Here is a 19,554-nt window from a genome sequence, read left to right on the forward strand (position 1 = left end):
GAAAGAATCAAATTTAAATCATAAAAAAGATTTATCTTGATTTTATGTATTGTTTAAATAGGTATTGCTTATTTTTACTTATATGAGTACTTCAAAAATAACTTACAATGGTGGTTTAAGAACCACATCTATTCATCAGCGTTCTGGGAATGAAATTATTACTGATGCACCTATTGACAATAAGGGCAAGGGTGAGGCATTTTCTCCAACTGATTTGCTAGCTACATCATTAGGTAATTGTATGCTGACTATTGTTGGTATTGCAGCGAATGAGCATGGTTTTAATATTGATGGTACAACTTGTGACATCACAAAGATCATGGCTGAAAACCCAAGAAGGGTTACAGAGATTGTAGTTGACTTTCAGTTTCCTGCAAATAACTATTCAGACAAAGACAAAAAGATTATTGAACGTTCAGCTAATACCTGTCCCGTGATGTTCAGTTTACATCCTGATATCAAGAAAACCGTTAGTTTTAATTACTGATCACTTCTGCCACTTCTTCAGCCGAAATGTCACTATGTGAAGCGTCCAGTATGCAATCGCCGTTTTTAATCAATAGGATTTGCGGCGATTCATGATGGACCTGGAAAGTTTCAGCAATATGGGCGGAAATATCCCGGTGGCTGATCAGATCTAAAAAGTATAAAGAGGTGTCTTCAGGAATAACAGACCAATCCTGTTCAAAACGTCTTTTTGCCATTGAACTCACAGAACAACGCGTGCTGTGCTTAAATATCAAGCTATATCCTTCTTCTTTCTGTATCTGACCGATCTGTTCCAGATCAGTAATGTTTTTCCACTGCATGATTTTATAAATTATCTACCCGTCTTATCTTCTTCTTCTTCCTTCTGGATAGGAACTGTAGGCAGGGCATATTTTGTTAGAACAAGCTTCCAGGACAGTTATTGCAAAAAATACGCCAAGCAATAGTATTGCAATTCTCTTCATCAGTAATATCGTTTTGAGTTTGTTATTTAAACTACTAATCTACAGCTTTTAGCACGATAATCAAAATTGTTATACTGTTGCGCTAAGTTCTGCCATTTTTAATGCAGTAATTGCAGCTTCATCACCTTTATTGCCATGCTTTCCTCCGGCTCTATCCAAAGCCTGCTCTTGGTCATTAGTTGTTAATACGCCAAATATAACCGGTTTAGCATGTTTAATGCCTACTTGCGTAATACCATTAGCTACAGCATCACAAATAAAATCAAAGTGTTTAGTTTCTCCTTGGATTACACAACCTAGGCAGATCACACCATCAAGGTTTTTATGTTTTTGTAAAAGGATTTCTGCTGCTGCAGTAAGTTCAAAGCTACCAGGGACAGCTACTGAGATAATATTGTCTGCTGATACACCATGTTTAAGCAGTGTCTCTAATGCTCCATTATAAAGGCTGCCTGTAACTTCAGCATTCCATTCTGCAACCGCAATTGCAAATTTGTAAGCATTACCGTTTGGGATCGTCGTATGTGAAAAATCGGAGAGGTTCTTTAATTGAGTTGCCATGTTGCAAACTTAGATAAAATTTCAGAAAGGTTTGATGATAACGCACAAAAAAAGGCTAACCATCGGTTAACCTTTTCATAAAACTTTAAGCTGTTTTTTATTTCACTTGTACTGACACACGCGCAATATACTCGTCAATCATAGTAGCTTCCTGACTTTCAGGAAACTGAGTTTTTATCTTAGTATATGCCTCTTCAGCATTTTTGAATTCTTTTTGTGCTTCATATACCAAACCTAGTTTTTTAAGGAACATAGGAGAAGTGAATTTGTTACTTGCTTTATCAGCTGCTTTTTTATAATAAGTTGCCGCTTGTTTAAAATCTTTTAGCTCGCTATAGGCATCACCTAATAAACCAAGAGCTAATGGATCTGCAACAGCACTTCCAGTTTCAGCATATTTTCCTAAAACTTCTGTAGCTTTTTTATAATCACCTTTACGTAAATAAATACCTCCAAGGTATAGGTTTGCAAGGTTTGCTGATTTTGTATTGGCATACTCGTCTGCAATTTTCTCTAAACCTGGGTAACCACCTTCGCCATTAATGGCTTTGTTTGCCAATGAATCAGCTGCTCCAACGTATTGTTCTGCTTTGTACATTTTAGCAGAAGCTTCCTTTGCTCTGTTATCCAGGTATACATTCTGATACCAGAAATATACACCAATTAATACTACAATTGCACCTGCAATGAACAAAAGGCTTTTCGAATTTTCTTCTAAAAAAGAACCCTTTCTTACCGGCTGATTTATTTCTTTCTCTGTTGTAGACATTTTATTTTAAAAAATTAAGGACTGCAAAAATACATTTTTACATCAAAGTATCAACCTCTTTTAAAAGTATTTAATAAATTTAATGAACTGATCGTTAATCAGAACCAATAGAAAGGTTAATAAATTGAGATAAAACCTCAAGCATTGCAGAAAACAAATCATAGAATTAACAAAGCTAAACGGTAACTTTGGCTACAGATACTATGTGGTTAAAAAACATTACTCTTCTTAATTTTAAAAACTATACAGATGCAAATGTTAGTTTTTCTGAAACTGTAAATGCCTTTGTAGGTGATAATGGAGCTGGTAAGACCAATTTATTGGATGCTATTCATTATTTATGCCTATGTAAAGGGTATTTTAATCCTATCGATTCGCAGCAAATAAAAACAGGTCATGAGTTGTTTCTGATTCAAGGAGATTTTGAAAGGCAGGAAAAGAATGAGAAAATCACTTGTGGAGTAAAACGCAATCAGAAGAAACAATTTAAACGGAATAAAAAAGAGTACGATAAACTGGCTGATCATATCGGGTTATTTCCTTTAGTGATGATTTCTCCCTATGATACCAATATTATTATGGAGGGAAGTGAAGAACGCAGGCGTTTTATGGACAATGTGATCTCGCAAACGGATATACAGTACCTGGATGAACTGATTATGTATAACCGTCATCTTTTGAACCGGAATGCATTATTCAAACAAATTGCGCTAACACGTAGTTATGATCCGACATTATTAGAGATTTATAATGAACAGCTAGTCGCCTCTGGGGTTAAGATTTATGAGAAGAGAAAGCAGTTTATGCTGGAGTTTATTCCATTATTTGATAAGTATTATCAGTTTTTAACTAATGATAAGGAGCAGGTAAGCTTACAGTACCAGAGCCAGCTTCATGATACGTTTTTTGAGCAACTACTGTTACAATCTATAGAAAAAGATAAAGTTCTGGAAAGAACTACAACAGGAATTCATAAAGATGATTTAATTTTCACGATTGCGGATATGCCTTTGAAAAAGTTTGGTTCCCAAGGACAGCAGAAATCTTTTTTAATTGCCTTAAAGTTGGCGCAATATGCTTATCTTCAGAAGTATAAAGGGTTTAAGCCTTTGTTATTACTGGATGATATTTTTGATAAACTGGACGACAATAGGATGCATAAGCTGATGGAAATGGTTTCACATCATGATTTTGGTCAGATCTTCATTACAGATACGGGAAGAGAACGGGTTTTGGCAGTATTTAATAAAATTGATGTGCCAGTTACCTTATTTGAGGTTAATAACGGGGGAATAAATCATGCGTAAACCTAATGACATTACATTAAAAGAAGGTATCGGTAAGTTGCTGAATGTTTATAAGTTGAAAGGTAAGTTTGATGAAACATCAGTTGTGGCTTTATGGCCTGATTTGATGGGGAAAGCTATTGCGAACCGTACTACGCAAATTTATGTTTCACAAAAGAAACTGTTCGTAAGGATTGAATCTTCGGTAATTAAGAATGAGCTTTTAATGGTGAGAACCGGCATCATTCAAAAAATTAATGAACGAGCCGGTTCTGAAGTGATTACTGATCTTGTTTTTCTTTAAGCGGCTATCCGCCAAAAATTCTGCTTATTAACCATATAATGAGTGCAAGTACCAGCACTACTATAATTATACCCGTCCATACGCCTGCTTTAAAGATGCCCTGGACAAGTTCGCAGCTCATAAGAGTAGTGGAAAGGAAAGCAATAATTGCCAATGGAAAATACCTTTTTACAGTCATAGATTTTAGTTTTGATGTATAGAATTAACAATAAACTATGACAATGGTTTTATATCGGTTATTTTCCGTTTACTTTTAGTAATTCAATTTCAAATATCAAAGTACTGTATGGAGGGATATCTGCACCAGCACCACGTTCTCCATATGCAAGGTTATAAGGAATAAAGAATTTGTATTTTGATCCGGTTTGCATAAGTTGAACCCCTTCTGTCCAACCTGCAATTACACCATTTAAAGGTAATTCCAGAGGTTCGTTCCTGTCATAAGAGCTATCAAATTGTTTTCCATTGAGTAATGTCCCTTTATAGTTTACTAATACCGTATCTGTAGCTTTTGGTCGGATTCCGGTTCCTCTGTTGATCACCTGATATTGTAAACCACTTGCAGTAACCTGTACACCTGATTGCAATTTGTTTTTTTCTAAAAAGGCTTTGCCTTCATTAATTGCAGGTGCATGTTTTTGTTTGCTGACAGTAATAAATAAATTGCTTATTGCTGCCTGGGCCTTTTCTTTAGAGATTAAGGGAGTTGCTCCGCCAAAAGCGTCTTTTAATCCTTTTACCAATAAGTCATAGTTTAAACTGCCTAATCCGTCATTTTTCATGCTGGTTGCCATGGTATTGCCAAAGGCATAACTTGCAGAGTCTAACGTCGACTTGAAAGCTATTTGTCCTGCTGTACTGGTTTTTTTTACAGATGTTGTCGGGTTCTTTACTGTCGTTGTTTTTTTTACCGGCGCTTTTGTCTGTGCATTTAAGGTAAGAGCGCAAAGCGGAAGCATTAAAGTTATTAGAGTCTTTTTCATTTGTTTTATTGTTGTGGTCGAAAGGTACAAACTTTACAAAAAAATAAGCACCTTTTTTGAGGTGCTTATTTAATATTTGATTCGCCATGAGAATAATGATGACGAAATCTAATGTGCTTAGAAACGTTCTGCAGAAGTAAAGAAGAAATCACCTTCAATTTGTGCATTTTCATCAGAATCTGAACCGTGAACAGCATTTGCATCAATTGATTTTGCGTATTTCTGACGAATTGTGCCTTCAGCTGCCTCAGCAGGATTCGTAGCCCCAATTAATTTTCTAAAATCTTCAATTGCATTGTCTTTTTCAAGGATTGCAGCCACGATTGGCCCTGAAGACATGAAGCTTACAAGGTCAGCATAAAAAGGACGTTCTTTGTGAACTGCATAAAACTCACCAGCTGTTTCTGCAGTTAGTTTAGTGTATTTTAATGCTATGATTTTAAAACCTGCAGTAGTAATATCATTAATGATTGCACCAATATGGCCATTAGCAACCGCATCAGGCTTAATCATGGTAAATGTTCTGTTTGTACTCATCTTGATTTTTAATTTTTTGCAAAATTACATTTTATACTGTTAATATTAAAGACCTGATTTATTACCTTTAAAATCTTGCTTAAAGAGGTCGAAATATTATTGGCTTCAATTATCATTAAATTATTAGCTTTGCTGCGAAAGTTATGCTATCAATTTCAGAAATAAAATCATTACTGGCAACGCCACAGAAAATTGTAATTACTACTCATCATAAACCTGATGGTGATGCAATGGGTTCATCTTTAGGTTTGTATGCTTATTTGATTCAACAGGGGCATCATGTCAAAGTGATTACACCTACAGATTACCCTTATTTTTTGCATTGGCTTCCTAATAATGCTGATGTGATTATTTATACGGAGGAACAGGAGCGTTCAGCAAAACTGGTAGCAGAAGCTTCGCTTGTTTTTTGTCTTGATTTTAATAGTCTTGGCAGGATCAATGAGCTTGGCGAATTGGTTAGATCATCTGATGCTTATAAGATTATGATTGATCATCATTTGGATCCAGAGGATTTTGATGATTATCGTCACTGGAATATAAATGCTTGCGCTGCAGCTCAGTTGGTTTATGAATTTATTGTAAATGAATTAGGAGATGGTGCAATGATGAACAAGGATATTGCTACTTGTTTATATACGGGAATCATGACAGATTCAGGGTCTTTCAGGTTTGAATCTGCTAATGCTGCTGTTTATCGCATCGCTGCTGATTTGATTGATCTTGGTGCAGAACATTGGAGAATTCATCAGTTGGTATACGATAATGCAACTGAAAACCGTTTACGTTTCTTAGGTCACTGTTTAAGTGAAAAACTAGAAATACTCAGAGAGTTTAATACAGCAATTATTAAGGTAAGTAAAGAGGAGTTGAAAACGTTTAATATTGTGACAGGTGATACCGAGGGTATTGTAAATTATGCATTGTCAATTAATGGTATTAAATTGGCTGCATTTATTATTGAAAGAACTGATAAAGTTAAATTATCTTTGCGCTCCAAAGGGGATTTTCCTGCGAATGAGATTTGTAAGAGATACTTTAACGGCGGTGGACATAGAAATGCCGCTGGAGGTGTTTCTGAAAAGAATTTAGAAGATACGGTGCTGGATTTTAAAGCACTTTTATTAGAATATAAAAACCAATTGCTACAATAATAAGTAGCGTTTAACTATAGAAAATAAACATATAAAAAGTATAATTTTAAAGAACACATGAAGAAAGGTATCTTAATTCTTTTCGCGGCAACACTTGGGTTAGCTGCTTGTAACAATTATAAAAAAGGTCCGGGAGGCCTGTCGTATATCATCCACAAAGATGGCGGTGGTGCAAAAATTAAAGAAGGTGATATCGTTAAATTGAACTTCATCCAGAAAAGTGAAAAAGATTCTGTGATGTTCAATACATGGGATATGGAGCAGCCTCAGGTATTCCCAGTTGCTAAGAAAATGTATGATGGTGATATGAATGATGTATTGACATTGTTTGGAGAAGGTGATAGTGCTACATTTAAGTTAGATCTTGATACTATGGCAGCTCGTTCTGGTCAGCCAAAACCTGCAGGTACAAAAGATAAATATATCGTGTTTACTGTTAAGGTAGAAAAAGTATTGGCTAAAGGTGCTAATGAGGCTGATTCTACTTTCCAGGCCAAAGCAAGAGATTTCTTTGAAAAGGATTACAAAACTACCATGGACAAGAAAAAAGGTGCTGAAGCTGGTAAAATCAAAAAATACATCGCAGATAATAACCTGAAAACTACAACTACTGCTTCTGGTTTACAATATGTAATCAGCAAGCCTGGAGATGCTGTAAAACCTGCTTTAGGTGATACTATGATGGTTAACTATACTGGTAAATTAACAACTAAGAAATCTGATGGTAAAGACAATATTTTCGATACTTCAGATGAGAAAGTTGCTAAAGCATCAGGTAAATTCAATGCAATGGCTCAATACGGTCCTCGTCCAATAACTTTAGGAAGAGCAATACCTGGATTTGATGAAGGTTTACAATTGATTGGTAAGGGTGGAAAAATCACTTTAATCATTCCTTCAAACCTTGCTTATGGTGAAGGTGGTATGCCTCAGGGTGGTATTAGTCCTTTCTCTCCGCTTGTATTTGAGGTTGAGTTATCAGACATTAAAAAACCAGTTGCTGGTCAGACAGGTGCTACAATTGCACCAGTCGCTCCATAGAAAGCTGAATAAATTATAGAGAAACCCGGTGTGCTTATGCGTACCGGGTTTTTTATTTGTTTAGCTCCGATGGTTTTTGTTAACTTCGCCAATGCTTTTTACAGACACCCATACCCATTTGTATTATGAAACAGATGTGGATAAACTTGATGAGCTCATGCAACGTTGCTTTGACAACAAGGTTGAGCGTTTGTTTTTGCCTAATGTTGATGTTGAATCAATTGCAAAAATTGATGGTATGGTAAAAAAGTATCCTAAAAACTGCTTTGCCATGGCTGGTTTACATCCTTGTGATGTAAAGGGAAATTATGAAGAAGTATTAGATGAAATATGCCAGAGTATGGTTGATAGAGATATTTATGCCATAGGTGAGATTGGTATAGACCTTTATTGGGATAAAAGTACACTCGCTTTTCAACAAGCAGCTTTTCGTGAGCAGATTAAATGGGCAAAAGATCTTGATCTTCCAATTGTAATTCATTGCAGGGAAGCATTTAATGAAATTTTTGAAATATTGGAATCTGAAAGGGATAGTCACTTAAGAGGAATTTTGCATTGCTTTACCGGAAATCTTGAACAAGCTAATAAAGCAATTGAACTTGGATTCTATTTAGGTATTGGAGGTGTTGTGACTTACAAAAAGGCTGGATTGGATGAGGTTTTGAAGCAAGTGCCATTGGCTAATCTTGTTTTAGAAACAGATTCGCCTTATCTGGCACCAGTTCCTTATAGAGGTAAGCCAAACGAAAGCAGTTATTTGGTACATATCGCTCAGAAGCTGTCCGAAATTTATGAAACCAGTATTGAAGAAATAGCAGCTGTTACTACTGCAAATTCTATTAGTATTTTTAAGATTTAACAATGACCAAAATACTCATTATATACACAGGGGGAACTATAGGTATGGTAAATGACACCGATACCGGCGCCTTAATTCCTTTTAATTTTAAGCAGATACAACAGAATGTGCCAGAATTGGCCAGGTTGAATTATGAACTGGAAGTACATTCTTTTGATCCGATTATGGATTCATCAAATATGCATCCGGTTATATGGGCAGAATTAGCAAAGCTGATTCATACCCGGTATAATGAATTTGATGGTTTTGTAATTTTGCATGGCTCAGATACGATGGCTTTTACAGCTTCTGCGTTGAGCTTTATGCTGCAAAATCTAAGCAAGCCTGTTATTCTTACAGGCTCTCAATTGCCTATTGGTGAAATCAGAACTGATGCAAAAGAAAACCTGATCACGGCTTTGGAAATTGCAGCTATGAAACTCCATGGGAAAGCTAAAGTCCCAGAAGTTTGTATCTATTTCGATTCGCAATTATTTCGGGGCAATCGTTCTATTAAATACAACTCTGAGAAGTTTGAAGCATTCCGTTCTCCAAATTATCCCATATTGGCGGAGGCAGGTGTGCATTTGAATTTCTTCAAGAATTATATATTACCTCAGCCTGAAAAGGAATTAGAAGTGCTATTGGACTTTAATTCGAATATTGGGGTATTGAAAATGTATCCGGGAATATCACAACAAGCGGTAATGGCCATTACACATTCGCCGGTAGATGCAATTGTTTTGGAAACCTTTGGTTCTGGAAATACAACTACAGCTCCATGGTTTATCAATTGCTTAAGAGAAGCGGTCAATAGTGGTAAAATTATTGTCGACATTTCTCAATGTCAACGTGGATCTGTAGAGCTTGGTAAATATGAAACAAGTAAAGAATTGCAGCAAATGGGAGTAATTAGTGGGTACGATATGACTTTCGAAGCTACTATTACAAAGCTGATGTATTTAATGGGGCAAGGACACAATAAAACCGAAGTTGCTAAACTAATGGAGCTGTCGCTTCGAGGGGAATTGACCGCTTAAAGTAAAACTTATCCATTTGTTTTTTGTGCAGGGTTTATAATCTTAAATTTGTGGATCAATAAGAAAGACTAATGAAAATAGAGCAAATTTATACAGGATGTTTAGCTGAGGCTGCTTATTACATTGAAAGTAATGGAGAGGCTGCAATTATAGATCCTTTGCGTGAGGTTGAGCCTTATCTTAAAAGAGCTAAAAAGGACAATGCAGTAATCAAGTATATTTTTGAAACACACTTTCATGCTGATTTTGTTTCGGGACATATTGATCTGGCAGAGAAATCTGGGGCAGAAATTGTTTACGGACCAACAGCCAAAACTTCGTTTAAATCTTACATTGCTACAGATGGTGAGCAGTTTAAAATTGGAGAGCTGACCATCACGGCATTACATACACCCGGGCATACACCAGAATCTACTACTTATCTCCTTACAGGTAAAGATGGAAAAGCTTATTGCATTTTTAGTGGCGACACCTTATTTATAGGTGATGTTGGTCGACCAGATCTTGCGCAGCAAGGGGATCAAACTGTAGAAGACATGGCGGGTACTTTATATGACTCTTTGCACAGCAAAATCATGGGGTTGCCTGATGATGTGTTGGTTTATCCAGCACATGGAGCAGGATCTGCTTGCGGCAAAAGTATGAGTAAAGAAACGTTTGATACTCTTGGTAATCAAAAACAAGTAAATTATGCACTTAAAGCAACATCAAAAGAGCGGTTTGTAAAGGAGGTTACTGATGGTATTTTGCCCCCTCCACAATATTTTGCAAAGAATGCTGCGATGAATAAGTATGGATATGATCGTGTGGATGATGTTTTTGAAAAAGGACTTAAGCCTTTAACTCCATCTGAGTTTGAAAGTATGGCTAATTTAACAAGTGCATTGATTCTGGATACACGTGATCCACAAGTGTTCGCTAAAGCTTTTGTACCCTCTTCTGTTAATATTGGACTGAACGGGCAATTTGCCCCCTGGGTTGGCGCATTGATTACGGATTTAAAGCAGCCTTTATTACTGATTGTTGATGCAGGCAAAGAAGAAGAAGCGATTACGCGGTTGGCAAGAGTAGGTTATGATAACACGATAGGTTATCTACAAGGAGGAATCGAAGCTTGGCAAGAAGAGGGAAAAGATGTGGATAGTATAATGTCTATTTCTGCTGATGAGTTTGAGCGAATAGCTAAAGCAAATTCAGCTATCAAGGCGCTTGATGTGAGAAAGCCTGGAGAATATGAAGCAGAACACCTGGAGTTGACAATGACACGTCCACTTGATTATATAAATGATTGGACGAATGAAATCAATCAAAAGGAAACATATTATATTCATTGTGCTGGTGGCTACCGCTCTATGATTGCTGCATCTATTCTCAAAGCAAGAGGGGTAGATCATGTGATTGATATTGCCGGTGGTTATGGTGCTATAAAAAATACAAGTTTAAAACGGACTGATTTTGCCTGTCCTTCTAAAGCGATGAAAGCCTAATAAAAGATGCCAGGAATAAATCAGATAAAGCTGCCTATAGCAGCAGAAATAGATGCCTTTGAGGAGAAGTTTAAAGCTTCTATGCATAGTGATGCACCATTGTTGGATCGGATTACTCATTACATCGTAAAACGTAAAGGGAAACAGATAAGGCCAATGTTTGTTTTTTTTGCTGCTAAATTATGTGGAGGTATTATTGAGTCGACCCATAGAGGAGCGGCATTGGTAGAGTTATTACATACTGCTACCCTTGTCCACGACGATGTGGTGGACAATGCTTATGAAAGACGTGGGTTCTTTTCTATTAATGCACTATGGAAAAATAAAATTGCCGTTTTAGTTGGTGATTATTTATTAGCAAAAGGCTTGCTACTTTCTGTGAATAATTCTGAATTCCGCTTATTGCAAATTGTTTCTGAAGCAGTAAAACAAATGAGTGAAGGAGAGTTGTTGCAGATTGAAAAGGTAAGGAGGATGGATATAAGTGAAGAACTTTACTTTGATGTCATTAGGCAAAAGACTGCTTCGCTTATAGCTTCTTGTTGTGCTTGTGGAGCCGCTTCAGCAGGTGCAGATGAGGAAACGATAGAGAAAATGAGGTTGTTTGGCGAAAAAGTAGGGATCGCTTTTCAGATTAAGGACGACACTTTTGATTTTGGAACCGACGATGTAGGCAAGCCACTGGGTATCGATATCAAAGAAAAGAAAGTAACGCTTCCTCTTATTTATGCCTTAAACAGATCTGAGAAAGCTGAAAAGAAAAGAATCATTAACCTGGTGAAAAACCATAATGAGGAACCAGAAAAAATACAGGAAATCATTGACTTTGTAAACGCAAAGGAAGGAGTACATTATGCTAATGAAAAGATGGCTCAATACCAACAAGAAGCTTTTGACATCCTGCATAGTTTTGAGCCAGGTGACGCAAGGACTGGACTAGAGCAATTGGTACGATATACTACGGAGCGTAAAAAGTAAGTTTCCGTGTTAGATGTCTGTTATTAAATAATAGACACCTTTATGCCGTGGCTCTCTAATCCTTTTTTTACCTGATCAGGAATTCCTGAGTCTGTTATGATGTGGTCTACTGCTTCAATTCCACAGATTTTGCCAAAGCCGCGTTTTCCGAATTTAGTTGAGTCTGCCAATACAATTACTTTCTGTGAGGATTCAATCATTTGTTTGTTCAGGTGCGCTTCGGAAGCGCTGGTTGTAGTCAAGCCAAATTCAAGATCTATCCCATCAACCCCCAGGTATAATTTGCTGCAAAAAACATTGCCTAAAACATTATCTGAATACGGACCTGCAACAGATGCAGAACTCTTTCTTACCAGACCACCAAGTTGAATGATTTCTACATCGGCATGGTTAAGTAATTCTAATGCTACATTTAATGCTGAGGTAAGTACCGTTAAGCTGCCTTTTGGCTTGATGCAACGTGCCATGGCAAGAACAGTTGTTCCGGAAGCAATAATAATAGAATCATTGTCTTCAATTAGGCCTGCTGCTAAGGCACCTATTCTCATTTTTTCAGCCGATTGTAAATGTTCTTTTTCATTTACAGGCCTGTCTACGGTGTATGGATTGTTTAATGTGGCACCACCATGCGTTCTAAATAATAGATTTTTGTCTTCGAGTAGTTTCAGGTCCTTACGGATAGTTACGGACGAAACGTTTAGTTTTTTGCAGAGCGATTGGACGTCTATTGAGCCGTCTGTTTGAATTTTATTTAAAATATATTGATGTCTTTCAGCTATGTTAATCATTTGTGTATCTATATCTATGAGGTAATATAGGCATTATTTTTAATTTCAAAATGCGCCTTTTAGCAAACTTAATGTTAAAAAAATAATATTACTAATTTGTTTTTTTTAATATTCATCTTTTTTTAGTTTCGTTTTATTATATTTGATATTGAAAACGAAAGTTTACGAAATATTGATATTTAAAATTGAAAAGAAACAAAATGGTGTTTAAACGCGAATCATTTATTAGTCAGGTAGAAAAACAAGTAGATTGGGATGTTATTATTATTGGAGGTGGGGCAACAGGGTTAGGAACAGCTGTTGATGCAGCCAGTAGAGGTTATCGTACCTTATTACTTGAACAATCTGATTTTGCAAAAGGAACTTCAAGTCGTAGTACTAAATTAGTGCATGGTGGTGTTCGCTATCTGGCGCAGGGTGATGTTGCATTGGTATATGAGGCTTTACATGAGCGCGGTTTATTATTGAAAAATGCCTCTCACTTAGTTAAAGATCAGGAGTTTATTATTCCTGTTTATTCGTTTTTATCTAAATATAAATACCTGATTGGCTTAAAACTTTATGATTTGCTGGCTGGAAAGAGTGGTTTTAAAAAATCTTCGTTCTTGTCAGCTTCAAAGGTGTTGAGCGCTATACCTGGGTTGAAACCAGAGGGTTTGATTGGTGGGGTGAGTTATAGTGACGGGCAGTTTGATGATGCCAGATTAGCCTTGAACCTTGCGCAAACTGCGGCTGAATATGGAGGTGTTTTGTTAAATTATACTAAGGTTACTGATTTAACGAAAGAGAATGGAATTGTAAATGGTGTAAGTTTTATAGATATTGAAACTAAGAAGAGCTATACATTAAAAGCAAAAGTAGTAATTAATGCTACTGGTGTTTTTGTGGATGAAATTCTGAAGATGGATGTGCCATCTGGCAGAGCTATAGTTCGCCCGAGTCAAGGTGCTCATGTAGTACTTGATCCTTCTTTCTTAAAAGGGGATAGTGCTTTGATGATTCCAAAAACTCCGGATGGTCGTGTTTTGTTCGCTGTGCCATGGCATGGAAAGGTATTAGTCGGTACAACTGATACTCCTCTGAATGAACATTCTTTAGAGCCAAAACCTTTGGACGAAGAGATTGAGTTTATATTAACTACTGCAGGAAAATATCTTACTAAAGAACCAACCAGGAATGATGTGCTTGCTGCATTTGCAGGCCTGCGCCCGTTGGCTGCTCCAGGTAAGGATACTAATAGTACAAAGGAGATTTCAAGAAGTCATAAGCTGATCATTAGTGAATCTGGCTTAATTACAATAACAGGCGGAAAGTGGACCACTTATCGAAGAATGGCAATGGATGTGGTGGATAAGGCAATTGAGTTAGGTAAGCTTGCAGCAAAAAAATGTATAACGCAAGACGTTAAGATTCATGGCTATATGTCAGAAATTCAAGATGGAGCTCTTAGTTTATATGGTGCTGATGCTGACGGAATTCGAAATCTTATAAAAAGCAATCCTGAATTGGGAGAGGCTTTGCATGCCGGATTTAAATATGCGAAAGCAGAAGTCGTTTGGATGGTTAGAAATGAAATGGCACGTACTATTGAGGATGTGCTTTCCCGCAGGATGCGTTTATTATTTCTGGATGCAAAGGGAGCGCTTACACTTGCTCCTTCAGTAGCAAGAGTAATGGCTGCAGAACTGGAGAAAGATGACAAGTGGGTCAATGCTCAGGTAGAAGAGTTTACAGCATTGGTTAAACAATATTTATTATATAAACCGGTAAAAGAAGGATTTGATCAATCTGGAGTTAAAGCAACCGCCTAACTTAACTAAGACTTAACATGGGTTTAATATTGCAACCTTGATATTTGCAGCAAATGAAAGATTCGAAATAAAACGAAATATTGTAAGGAAAATGGAGCAGATTATACCCATGTTTTGGAATGATGAGAATAAAAAAAACGTAAACCAAATTATTAACTAGCATTATGATTAAAAATTTTACTAACTACATGCAATTTAAAAGGCCTCTCAAATACCTTGCACTAGCATGGGTTTTGGTTTTTTTACAGTTGCCGCAAATGCTTAAGGCGAGTGAGGTACGACCTTTAGGCGAAATGTTTTTTCAGGGAACAGTGAATGTAAAAGGAACGGTCAAAGATGCTGAAGATGGTCAGCCTATTCCGGGAGTAACTATTTCTGACAGCCAAAGAAAAGTTTTGGGTGTAACGGATTCAAAAGGAGCTTTTAGCGTTAACGTAGTGAAAGGAACAGAAGTTTCTTTTAATATGTTGGGCTATACTATTGTTAAGCGAATGGTTACTAATGCAACCTCAAGTATGTCTGTTGAGATGAAGAGTTCAAGCTCTGACCTCAATGAGGTTGTCGTTACTGCATTGGGTATTAAACGTGAAGAGAAATCTTTAGGCTTTGCCACAACTACTGTTGATAGTACTCAGTTAACTAATGCCATTTCAAGTAACTGGACTGATGCATTATCAGGTAAAGTTGCTGGTTTGAACATGGTTCGTAACGACGGTCCTTCAGGTTCCAACAAAATCATTTTACGTGGTGAAAATAACCTTACAGGTGATAATGAGGCTCTTATTGTAATTGATGGTGTTGTAGCTTCAAGTAGCTCTAAACGTACTGCTGCTACTGGTGGAGGTGTATATGGTACATCTGGTGATATTATGCCTGCGGATTTTGGTAGCGGAATTAATGATTTAAACCCTGATGATATAGAGAGCGTAACAGTGCTTAAAGGCCCTGCAGCATCTGCGTTATATGGTCAGAGAGGTGCGAATGGAGCGGTTATTATTACTACTAAATCAGCTACCAAAGGTAGAAAGACAATGGGGATTACCTTTACCTCAAACAGCTCATGGCAAGATATAAACAGAGGGCCAGATAGACAACAAGAGTTTGGTGCAGGTACTTTTGGTGTTCCTTATTTCTCATATGGTACATCTCCTGATGGGGCGAGTACAAATGGGACTAGTTCGACCTGGGGAGCGCCATTTGATGGTGGAAGGATGTATTATCAATACGATCCATTAACAAAGAAGCAGAGCCTTGAAAGGGTACCATGGGTTGCTTATAAGGACCCTATTGATGCTTTCTTTGTGACTGGGTTTGAATCATTAAACTCAATAAGTTTAGATGGTACCTATAAGAAGGTAGCTATGCGTTTTTCTGCAAGTCATGGTAATAATGAATGGATTGTGCCAAATACAGGCTATGAAAGGACTACTGTTGCCTTTAATGCAAATACTAAGCTAACTAAAAAGCTAAGTCTAAATTTAAAAGCACAATATAGTAATAGACATAGTGATAACTTGCCAGCTACAGGGTATGGTAACCAGTCACTTATGTATTGGTTTATGTTTGCACAGCCAAACGTAAATGTTGATTGGTATAGAGACTATTGGGCTCCTGGAAAGAAGTATGAACAATTAATGAACCTTACTACAACTAATCCGGAGAGTCCTTATGCTATTTCGGAGCAATATATAAATGCACAAAGAAGAAATGGGATTTTAGGAAATCTTCAAGCTAATTATAAATTTAATAAGGAATTAAGTTTAATGGCTCGAGCGTCGATAGATTTAAATGATGAAGTTCGTAATACGCGCCGTCCTTGGGATGCATCTGGGAATAAATTTGCGCATGGTTCGTATCGTGTGTCAGATATGAGGTCTTATGAGATTAATGCCGACTTCTTGTTAAAATACGATAAGAAAATCAATAAGGATTTGCATTTGACAGCAAATTTTGGTGGTAGCCAGATGCGCAATGAATATGGAAAGATGGAAACGCGTGCAGATGGTTTGGTAATTCCAAATGAATATAGGCTGGATAATAATGAAAATCCTTTGGTTTATGTTCCAGATACTGCAAGATATAGGATTAATAGTTTTTATGCTTCAGCATCATTTGCATATAAAAACTTTTTATACTTAGATATTACCGGTCGCCAGGATTGGAATAGTACTTTGGCAACATTAACACACACTGATAATGTAGGATTTTTCTATCCATCAGCAAGTTTAGCTTTTGTTGCTTCTGATTATTGGAAGCTTCCAAAGGCATTTAGCTTTGCTAAATTAAGAGCATCAATAGCGCAGGTAGGTAGTGGAAGTAATATTCCATATAGAACTGCGTACTATTATCAGAAAGCGGCAGACGGAATTTATCCAGATACTTCAATGAGCAACCCGAGAGTATTGCCTAATTACAATTTGAAACCGCTAAAAACAACAACAATTGAGTTGGGATTAGACTTAAAAATGTTTAAAAACCGCTTAGGCCTAGATGTTGCTGTGTATGCAGGTAACACTAAAAACCAGATATTAAATAGAATTGTAGATAAATCTACTGGCTATAATGTACAGGTAGTTAATATTGGGAGGGTAGATAATAAGGGAATTGAAATTGCTCTTAATGGCACACCTATTCAAACCAAGAAATTTAAGTGGACAACTTTTGCTACTTTCTCTGCCAATAAAAATGTAATTAAAGAACTAGCGGATAGTTCTGTAGTACTTCGTACAGGAGCATTGGGCGGTGGTCAGGTTGTGGCAAATGTTGGTGGTAGCATGGGCGATCTGTATGGGAGAGGTTATCTACGCTCGCCAGATGGTCAAATCATATTTAATCCTGAGACAGGTGTAGCTTTAGAAAACCCTGACTTGCTATACCTTGGTAATACTATGCCAACTATGAGATTCAGTCTTGGTACAGGGTTTAACTATAAACAGTTTAACTTAAATGTTCTGTTTGATGCTCAGGTTGGCGGAGTTGGTCATTCACTTACTTTCTCTAGAATGGCTTCTTTGGGTAAACATAAAGTTACTTTACCTGGAAGATATAATGGTGTAATTGGAGATGGAGTTTTACAGAATCCAGATGGAACTTTCCGTAAAAATGATGTAATCGCTACCGATCTTGCTGCTTTTTATGAGTCGGTATATGGAAGTGGTCAAGCTGAAGGAAGTATTTTTAGAACAGATTATATTAAATTTAGAGAAGCTAGTTTTGGTTATTCGCTTAACAAGAAATTGCTGAAATCTATAGGTTTCAATAAAGTAACTCTTAGTGTTTATGGACGTAATTTGTTTATTTGGTCGCCATGGCCAGCGTTCGATCCGGAGTTTGGAACGATGGCTGGTTCAGATATTGTTCAAGGATTTGAAACAGGTCAGTTGCCATCTACAAGGACTTATGGTGTACGTTTAGTTGTGGGCCTTTAATTTATAGAAATTATGAAAAAGATTAAAAATACTATAGTATATACACTTTTAACAGTTTTGGGCCTGTCAACAACCCTATCCTGTAAAAAAGATTTCATCGATGTAAATATTGATCCAATTGGTGAGAGAGAAGTAGAAGCTCGCAGATTGTTACAGCCTGCTTTAGTGAATATTTTATATGCTAACATGCTTCGTAATTGGAACTTCAATAACCAATTGATGCAGGTCTCAGTAGAAATTAGTGATGCAGAAGGTAAAGTTTTTCGTTATGATGTGAGAAGAACCTGGGCGGATTATACCTGGAATGCCTGGTATACAAATATGACTGACCTTAAAGACATTTATACGATTGCAAGTAAACCAGAGAGTTTAAATAAATCATATCAGGGAATATCATTAATTTCACAAACATGGGTTTCGTCATTATTAACAGACACTTATGGAGATATTCCGTATTCTGAAGCAAATATGGGTAGAGACGGGCTTATGCAACCTAAGTTTGATAAGCAAAAAGATATCTATGAAGATATGTTTAAAAAACTGGAAGAAGCAAATGAGTTATTAAAAGAGGGCACAGCTATAGACGCAAGTGATCCTGTTTATAAGGGAGATATTTCAAAATGGAGAAGATTTGGTAATTCCCTTTATTTAAGATTATTGCTTCGTGCTTCTGGCAAAATAGAAGTTGCAGGTACGGTAAAGGCAAAGATTAAAGAGATGGTTGATACTAACCCTGCTGAGTATCCAATTATAGAAAATAATACACAGACTGCTAAGATTCTATGGAACGGGACTAATAGTAGTAGTGCTGTTTATTCTTCTCCATATATGATAGGTATACGTGCGGTAGATTTTAGGAACATGCCTATTTGCGACTTCTTCTTAGGTAAATTAGTTTCGTGGGAAGATCCAAGGGTTAATCCTGCTTTAGGAACTGGTGGTGTGCCTCGTTTCGGTATTGATAAAGGAGTTGATGGATATGTGGGTGTTCCGAGTGGGTTTTTGCCAGGATCTGGTGTAGTTATACAGGCTCATTTTAATTCGGATGCAGAGAATAAATTTACTTTACAAACAGATCCCAATACAGGTATCATAATGAATAGTGCTGAAGTAAGTTTTATATTGGCTGAAGCGGCTGCAAAGGGTTGGATAGCAGGCTCTGCAGAGAGTTATTATAACAAAGGAATAGCTGATGCAATTACTTATTGGATGCCAACTCTATATACAGGTCCTTCAGATGCTAAATTCATCACCTATATAACTGAGGCAAACTTAAAATGGAATCCAGCCCTACCATTGGATGACTCAAGCATAGGTGGAAATAGTAAGATGGAGATGATCCATATTCAAAAGTATTATGCGATGTTTTTGGTTGATTTTCAACAATGGTTTGAGTATAGACGTACAGGACACCCTATTCTACCAAAGGGACCAGGTTTAGCTAATGGAGGTGTAATGCCGGCTAGGTTAAATTACCCACTTGTAACGCAATCGACAAATCCAACTAACTATAAGAATGCTGTAGCCGCTCAAGGTTCAGATGATATCAATACATTGGTTTGGTGGCAAAAACCCTAATTCTTAATATTTAGAAAA

Annotated in this window: 19 protein-coding genes; 13 read left to right on the forward strand and 6 right to left on the reverse strand. The window is 36.9% G+C overall.

Annotated elements, in window-relative coordinates:
* Positions 1 to 82: 82 nt before the first annotated feature.
* The gene (locus ABDJ41_RS03035; protein WP_349784267.1) at positions 83 to 487 is read left to right on the forward strand and encodes an OsmC family protein; all 405 of its coding nucleotides are present in this window, start codon (positions 83 to 85) and stop codon (positions 485 to 487) included.
* Here ABDJ41_RS03035 and ytxJ read toward each other — a convergent pair.
* The 3 genes from ytxJ to ABDJ41_RS03050 form a co-directional block, all read right to left on the reverse strand.
* Positions 477 to 809, reverse strand: a complete 333-nt coding sequence (gene ytxJ / locus ABDJ41_RS03040) for a bacillithiol system redox-active protein YtxJ (protein ID WP_349784268.1) — start codon at positions 807 to 809, stop codon at positions 477 to 479. The two genes, ABDJ41_RS03035 and ytxJ, sit on opposite strands and share 11 nt — an antisense overlap.
* A gap of 213 nt (positions 810 to 1,022) precedes the next feature.
* Complete coding sequence (gene ribH / locus ABDJ41_RS03045; protein WP_349784269.1) at positions 1,023 to 1,514, reverse strand: 6,7-dimethyl-8-ribityllumazine synthase; 492 nt, start codon at positions 1,512 to 1,514, stop codon at positions 1,023 to 1,025.
* A 97-nt stretch (positions 1,515 to 1,611) separates the two neighbouring features.
* Positions 1,612 to 2,283, reverse strand: coding sequence for a tetratricopeptide repeat protein (locus ABDJ41_RS03050; protein WP_349784270.1), 672 nt, complete (start codon positions 2,281 to 2,283; stop codon positions 1,612 to 1,614).
* A 203-nt stretch (positions 2,284 to 2,486) separates the two neighbouring features.
* Here ABDJ41_RS03050 and recF point away from each other — a divergent pair, with 203 nt between their 5' ends.
* Genes recF through ABDJ41_RS03065 form a run of 3 tightly spaced genes read left to right on the forward strand, consistent with a single transcriptional unit; the run spans position 2,487 to position 4,073 of the window.
* A complete protein-coding gene (recF, locus tag ABDJ41_RS03055) occupies positions 2,487 to 3,590 on the forward strand; it encodes a DNA replication/repair protein RecF (RefSeq protein ID WP_349784725.1) in 1,104 nt (367 codons plus the stop codon).
* Entirely contained in the window at positions 3,583 to 3,873 is a 291-nt protein-coding gene (locus ABDJ41_RS03060) for a DciA family protein (RefSeq protein ID WP_349784271.1), read from the forward strand. Before recF ends, ABDJ41_RS03060 begins: the two co-directional genes overlap by 8 nt.
* Positions 3,874 to 3,911: 38 nt before the next feature.
* Positions 3,912 to 4,073 carry a hypothetical protein gene (locus ABDJ41_RS03065; protein WP_349784272.1) on the forward strand — a complete coding sequence of 54 codons (162 nt, stop codon included), beginning with the start codon at positions 3,912 to 3,914 and terminating at the stop codon, positions 4,071 to 4,073.
* Between the two features lie 36 nt (positions 4,074 to 4,109).
* Here ABDJ41_RS03065 and bamJ read toward each other — a convergent pair whose 3' ends face one another.
* Positions 4,110 to 4,856, reverse strand: a complete 747-nt coding sequence (bamJ, locus tag ABDJ41_RS03070; RefSeq protein WP_349784273.1) for a BamJ family beta-barrel-assembly machinery protein — start codon at positions 4,854 to 4,856, stop codon at positions 4,110 to 4,112.
* A 117-nt stretch (positions 4,857 to 4,973) separates the two neighbouring features.
* Positions 4,974 to 5,393 (reverse strand): nucleoside-diphosphate kinase, encoded by a 420-nt coding sequence (locus ABDJ41_RS03075; RefSeq protein WP_349784274.1) that lies wholly within the window; start codon positions 5,391 to 5,393, stop codon positions 4,974 to 4,976.
* 143 nt (positions 5,394 to 5,536) lie between these two features.
* Here ABDJ41_RS03075 and ABDJ41_RS03080 point away from each other — a divergent pair, with 143 nt between their 5' ends.
* The 6 genes from ABDJ41_RS03080 (at position 5,537) to ABDJ41_RS03105 (ending at position 11,931) form a co-directional block, all read left to right on the forward strand.
* Positions 5,537 to 6,547: a DHH family phosphoesterase gene (locus tag ABDJ41_RS03080; protein ID WP_349784275.1), complete on the forward strand. Its 1,011-nt coding sequence runs from the start codon at positions 5,537 to 5,539 to the stop codon at positions 6,545 to 6,547.
* A 57-nt stretch (positions 6,548 to 6,604) separates the two neighbouring features.
* Positions 6,605 to 7,588 carry an FKBP-type peptidyl-prolyl cis-trans isomerase gene (locus ABDJ41_RS03085; RefSeq protein ID WP_349784276.1) on the forward strand — a complete coding sequence of 328 codons (984 nt, stop codon included), beginning with the start codon at positions 6,605 to 6,607 and terminating at the stop codon, positions 7,586 to 7,588.
* Positions 7,589 to 7,679: 91 nt separating this feature from the next.
* Entirely contained in the window at positions 7,680 to 8,447 is a 768-nt protein-coding gene (locus ABDJ41_RS03090; protein ID WP_349784277.1) for a TatD family hydrolase, read from the forward strand.
* Positions 8,448 to 8,449: 2 nt separating this feature from the next.
* Complete coding sequence (locus tag ABDJ41_RS03095) at positions 8,450 to 9,466, forward strand: asparaginase (protein ID WP_349784278.1); 1,017 nt, start codon at positions 8,450 to 8,452, stop codon at positions 9,464 to 9,466.
* Positions 9,467 to 9,537: 71 nt separating this feature from the next.
* Positions 9,538 to 10,953: an MBL fold metallo-hydrolase gene (locus tag ABDJ41_RS03100; protein ID WP_349784279.1), complete on the forward strand. Its 1,416-nt coding sequence runs from the start codon at positions 9,538 to 9,540 to the stop codon at positions 10,951 to 10,953.
* A gap of 6 nt (positions 10,954 to 10,959) precedes the next feature.
* Positions 10,960 to 11,931, forward strand: a complete 972-nt coding sequence (locus tag ABDJ41_RS03105; protein WP_349784280.1) for a polyprenyl synthetase family protein — start codon at positions 10,960 to 10,962, stop codon at positions 11,929 to 11,931.
* 23 nt (positions 11,932 to 11,954) lie between these two features.
* On the opposite strand, the gene ABDJ41_RS03110 is transcribed toward ABDJ41_RS03105, so the two are convergent.
* On the reverse strand, positions 11,955 to 12,719 hold the full coding sequence (locus ABDJ41_RS03110) for a DeoR/GlpR family DNA-binding transcription regulator (protein ID WP_349784281.1): 765 nt from the start codon (positions 12,717 to 12,719) through the stop codon (positions 11,955 to 11,957).
* Positions 12,720 to 12,919: 200 nt separating this feature from the next.
* Here ABDJ41_RS03110 and ABDJ41_RS03115 point away from each other — a divergent pair, with 200 nt between their 5' ends.
* The 3 genes from ABDJ41_RS03115 to ABDJ41_RS03125 all read left to right on the forward strand — a co-directional run bounded on the left by ABDJ41_RS03115 (position 12,920) and on the right by ABDJ41_RS03125 (position 19,536).
* Entirely contained in the window at positions 12,920 to 14,530 is a 1,611-nt protein-coding gene (locus tag ABDJ41_RS03115; RefSeq protein WP_349784726.1) for a glycerol-3-phosphate dehydrogenase/oxidase, read from the forward strand.
* Positions 14,531 to 14,718: 188 nt separating this feature from the next.
* Positions 14,719 to 17,958, forward strand: coding sequence for a SusC/RagA family TonB-linked outer membrane protein (locus ABDJ41_RS03120; protein ID WP_349784282.1), 3,240 nt, complete (start codon positions 14,719 to 14,721; stop codon positions 17,956 to 17,958).
* 12 nt (positions 17,959 to 17,970) lie between these two features.
* On the forward strand, positions 17,971 to 19,536 hold the full coding sequence (locus ABDJ41_RS03125) for a SusD/RagB family nutrient-binding outer membrane lipoprotein (protein ID WP_349784283.1): 1,566 nt from the start codon (positions 17,971 to 17,973) through the stop codon (positions 19,534 to 19,536).
* Positions 19,537 to 19,554: the final 18 nt, after the last annotated feature.

This window comes from Pedobacter sp. ASV1-7 (genome assembly GCF_040203335.1).
In the GTDB taxonomy this organism is placed as follows: domain Bacteria; phylum Bacteroidota; class Bacteroidia; order Sphingobacteriales; family Sphingobacteriaceae; genus Pedobacter.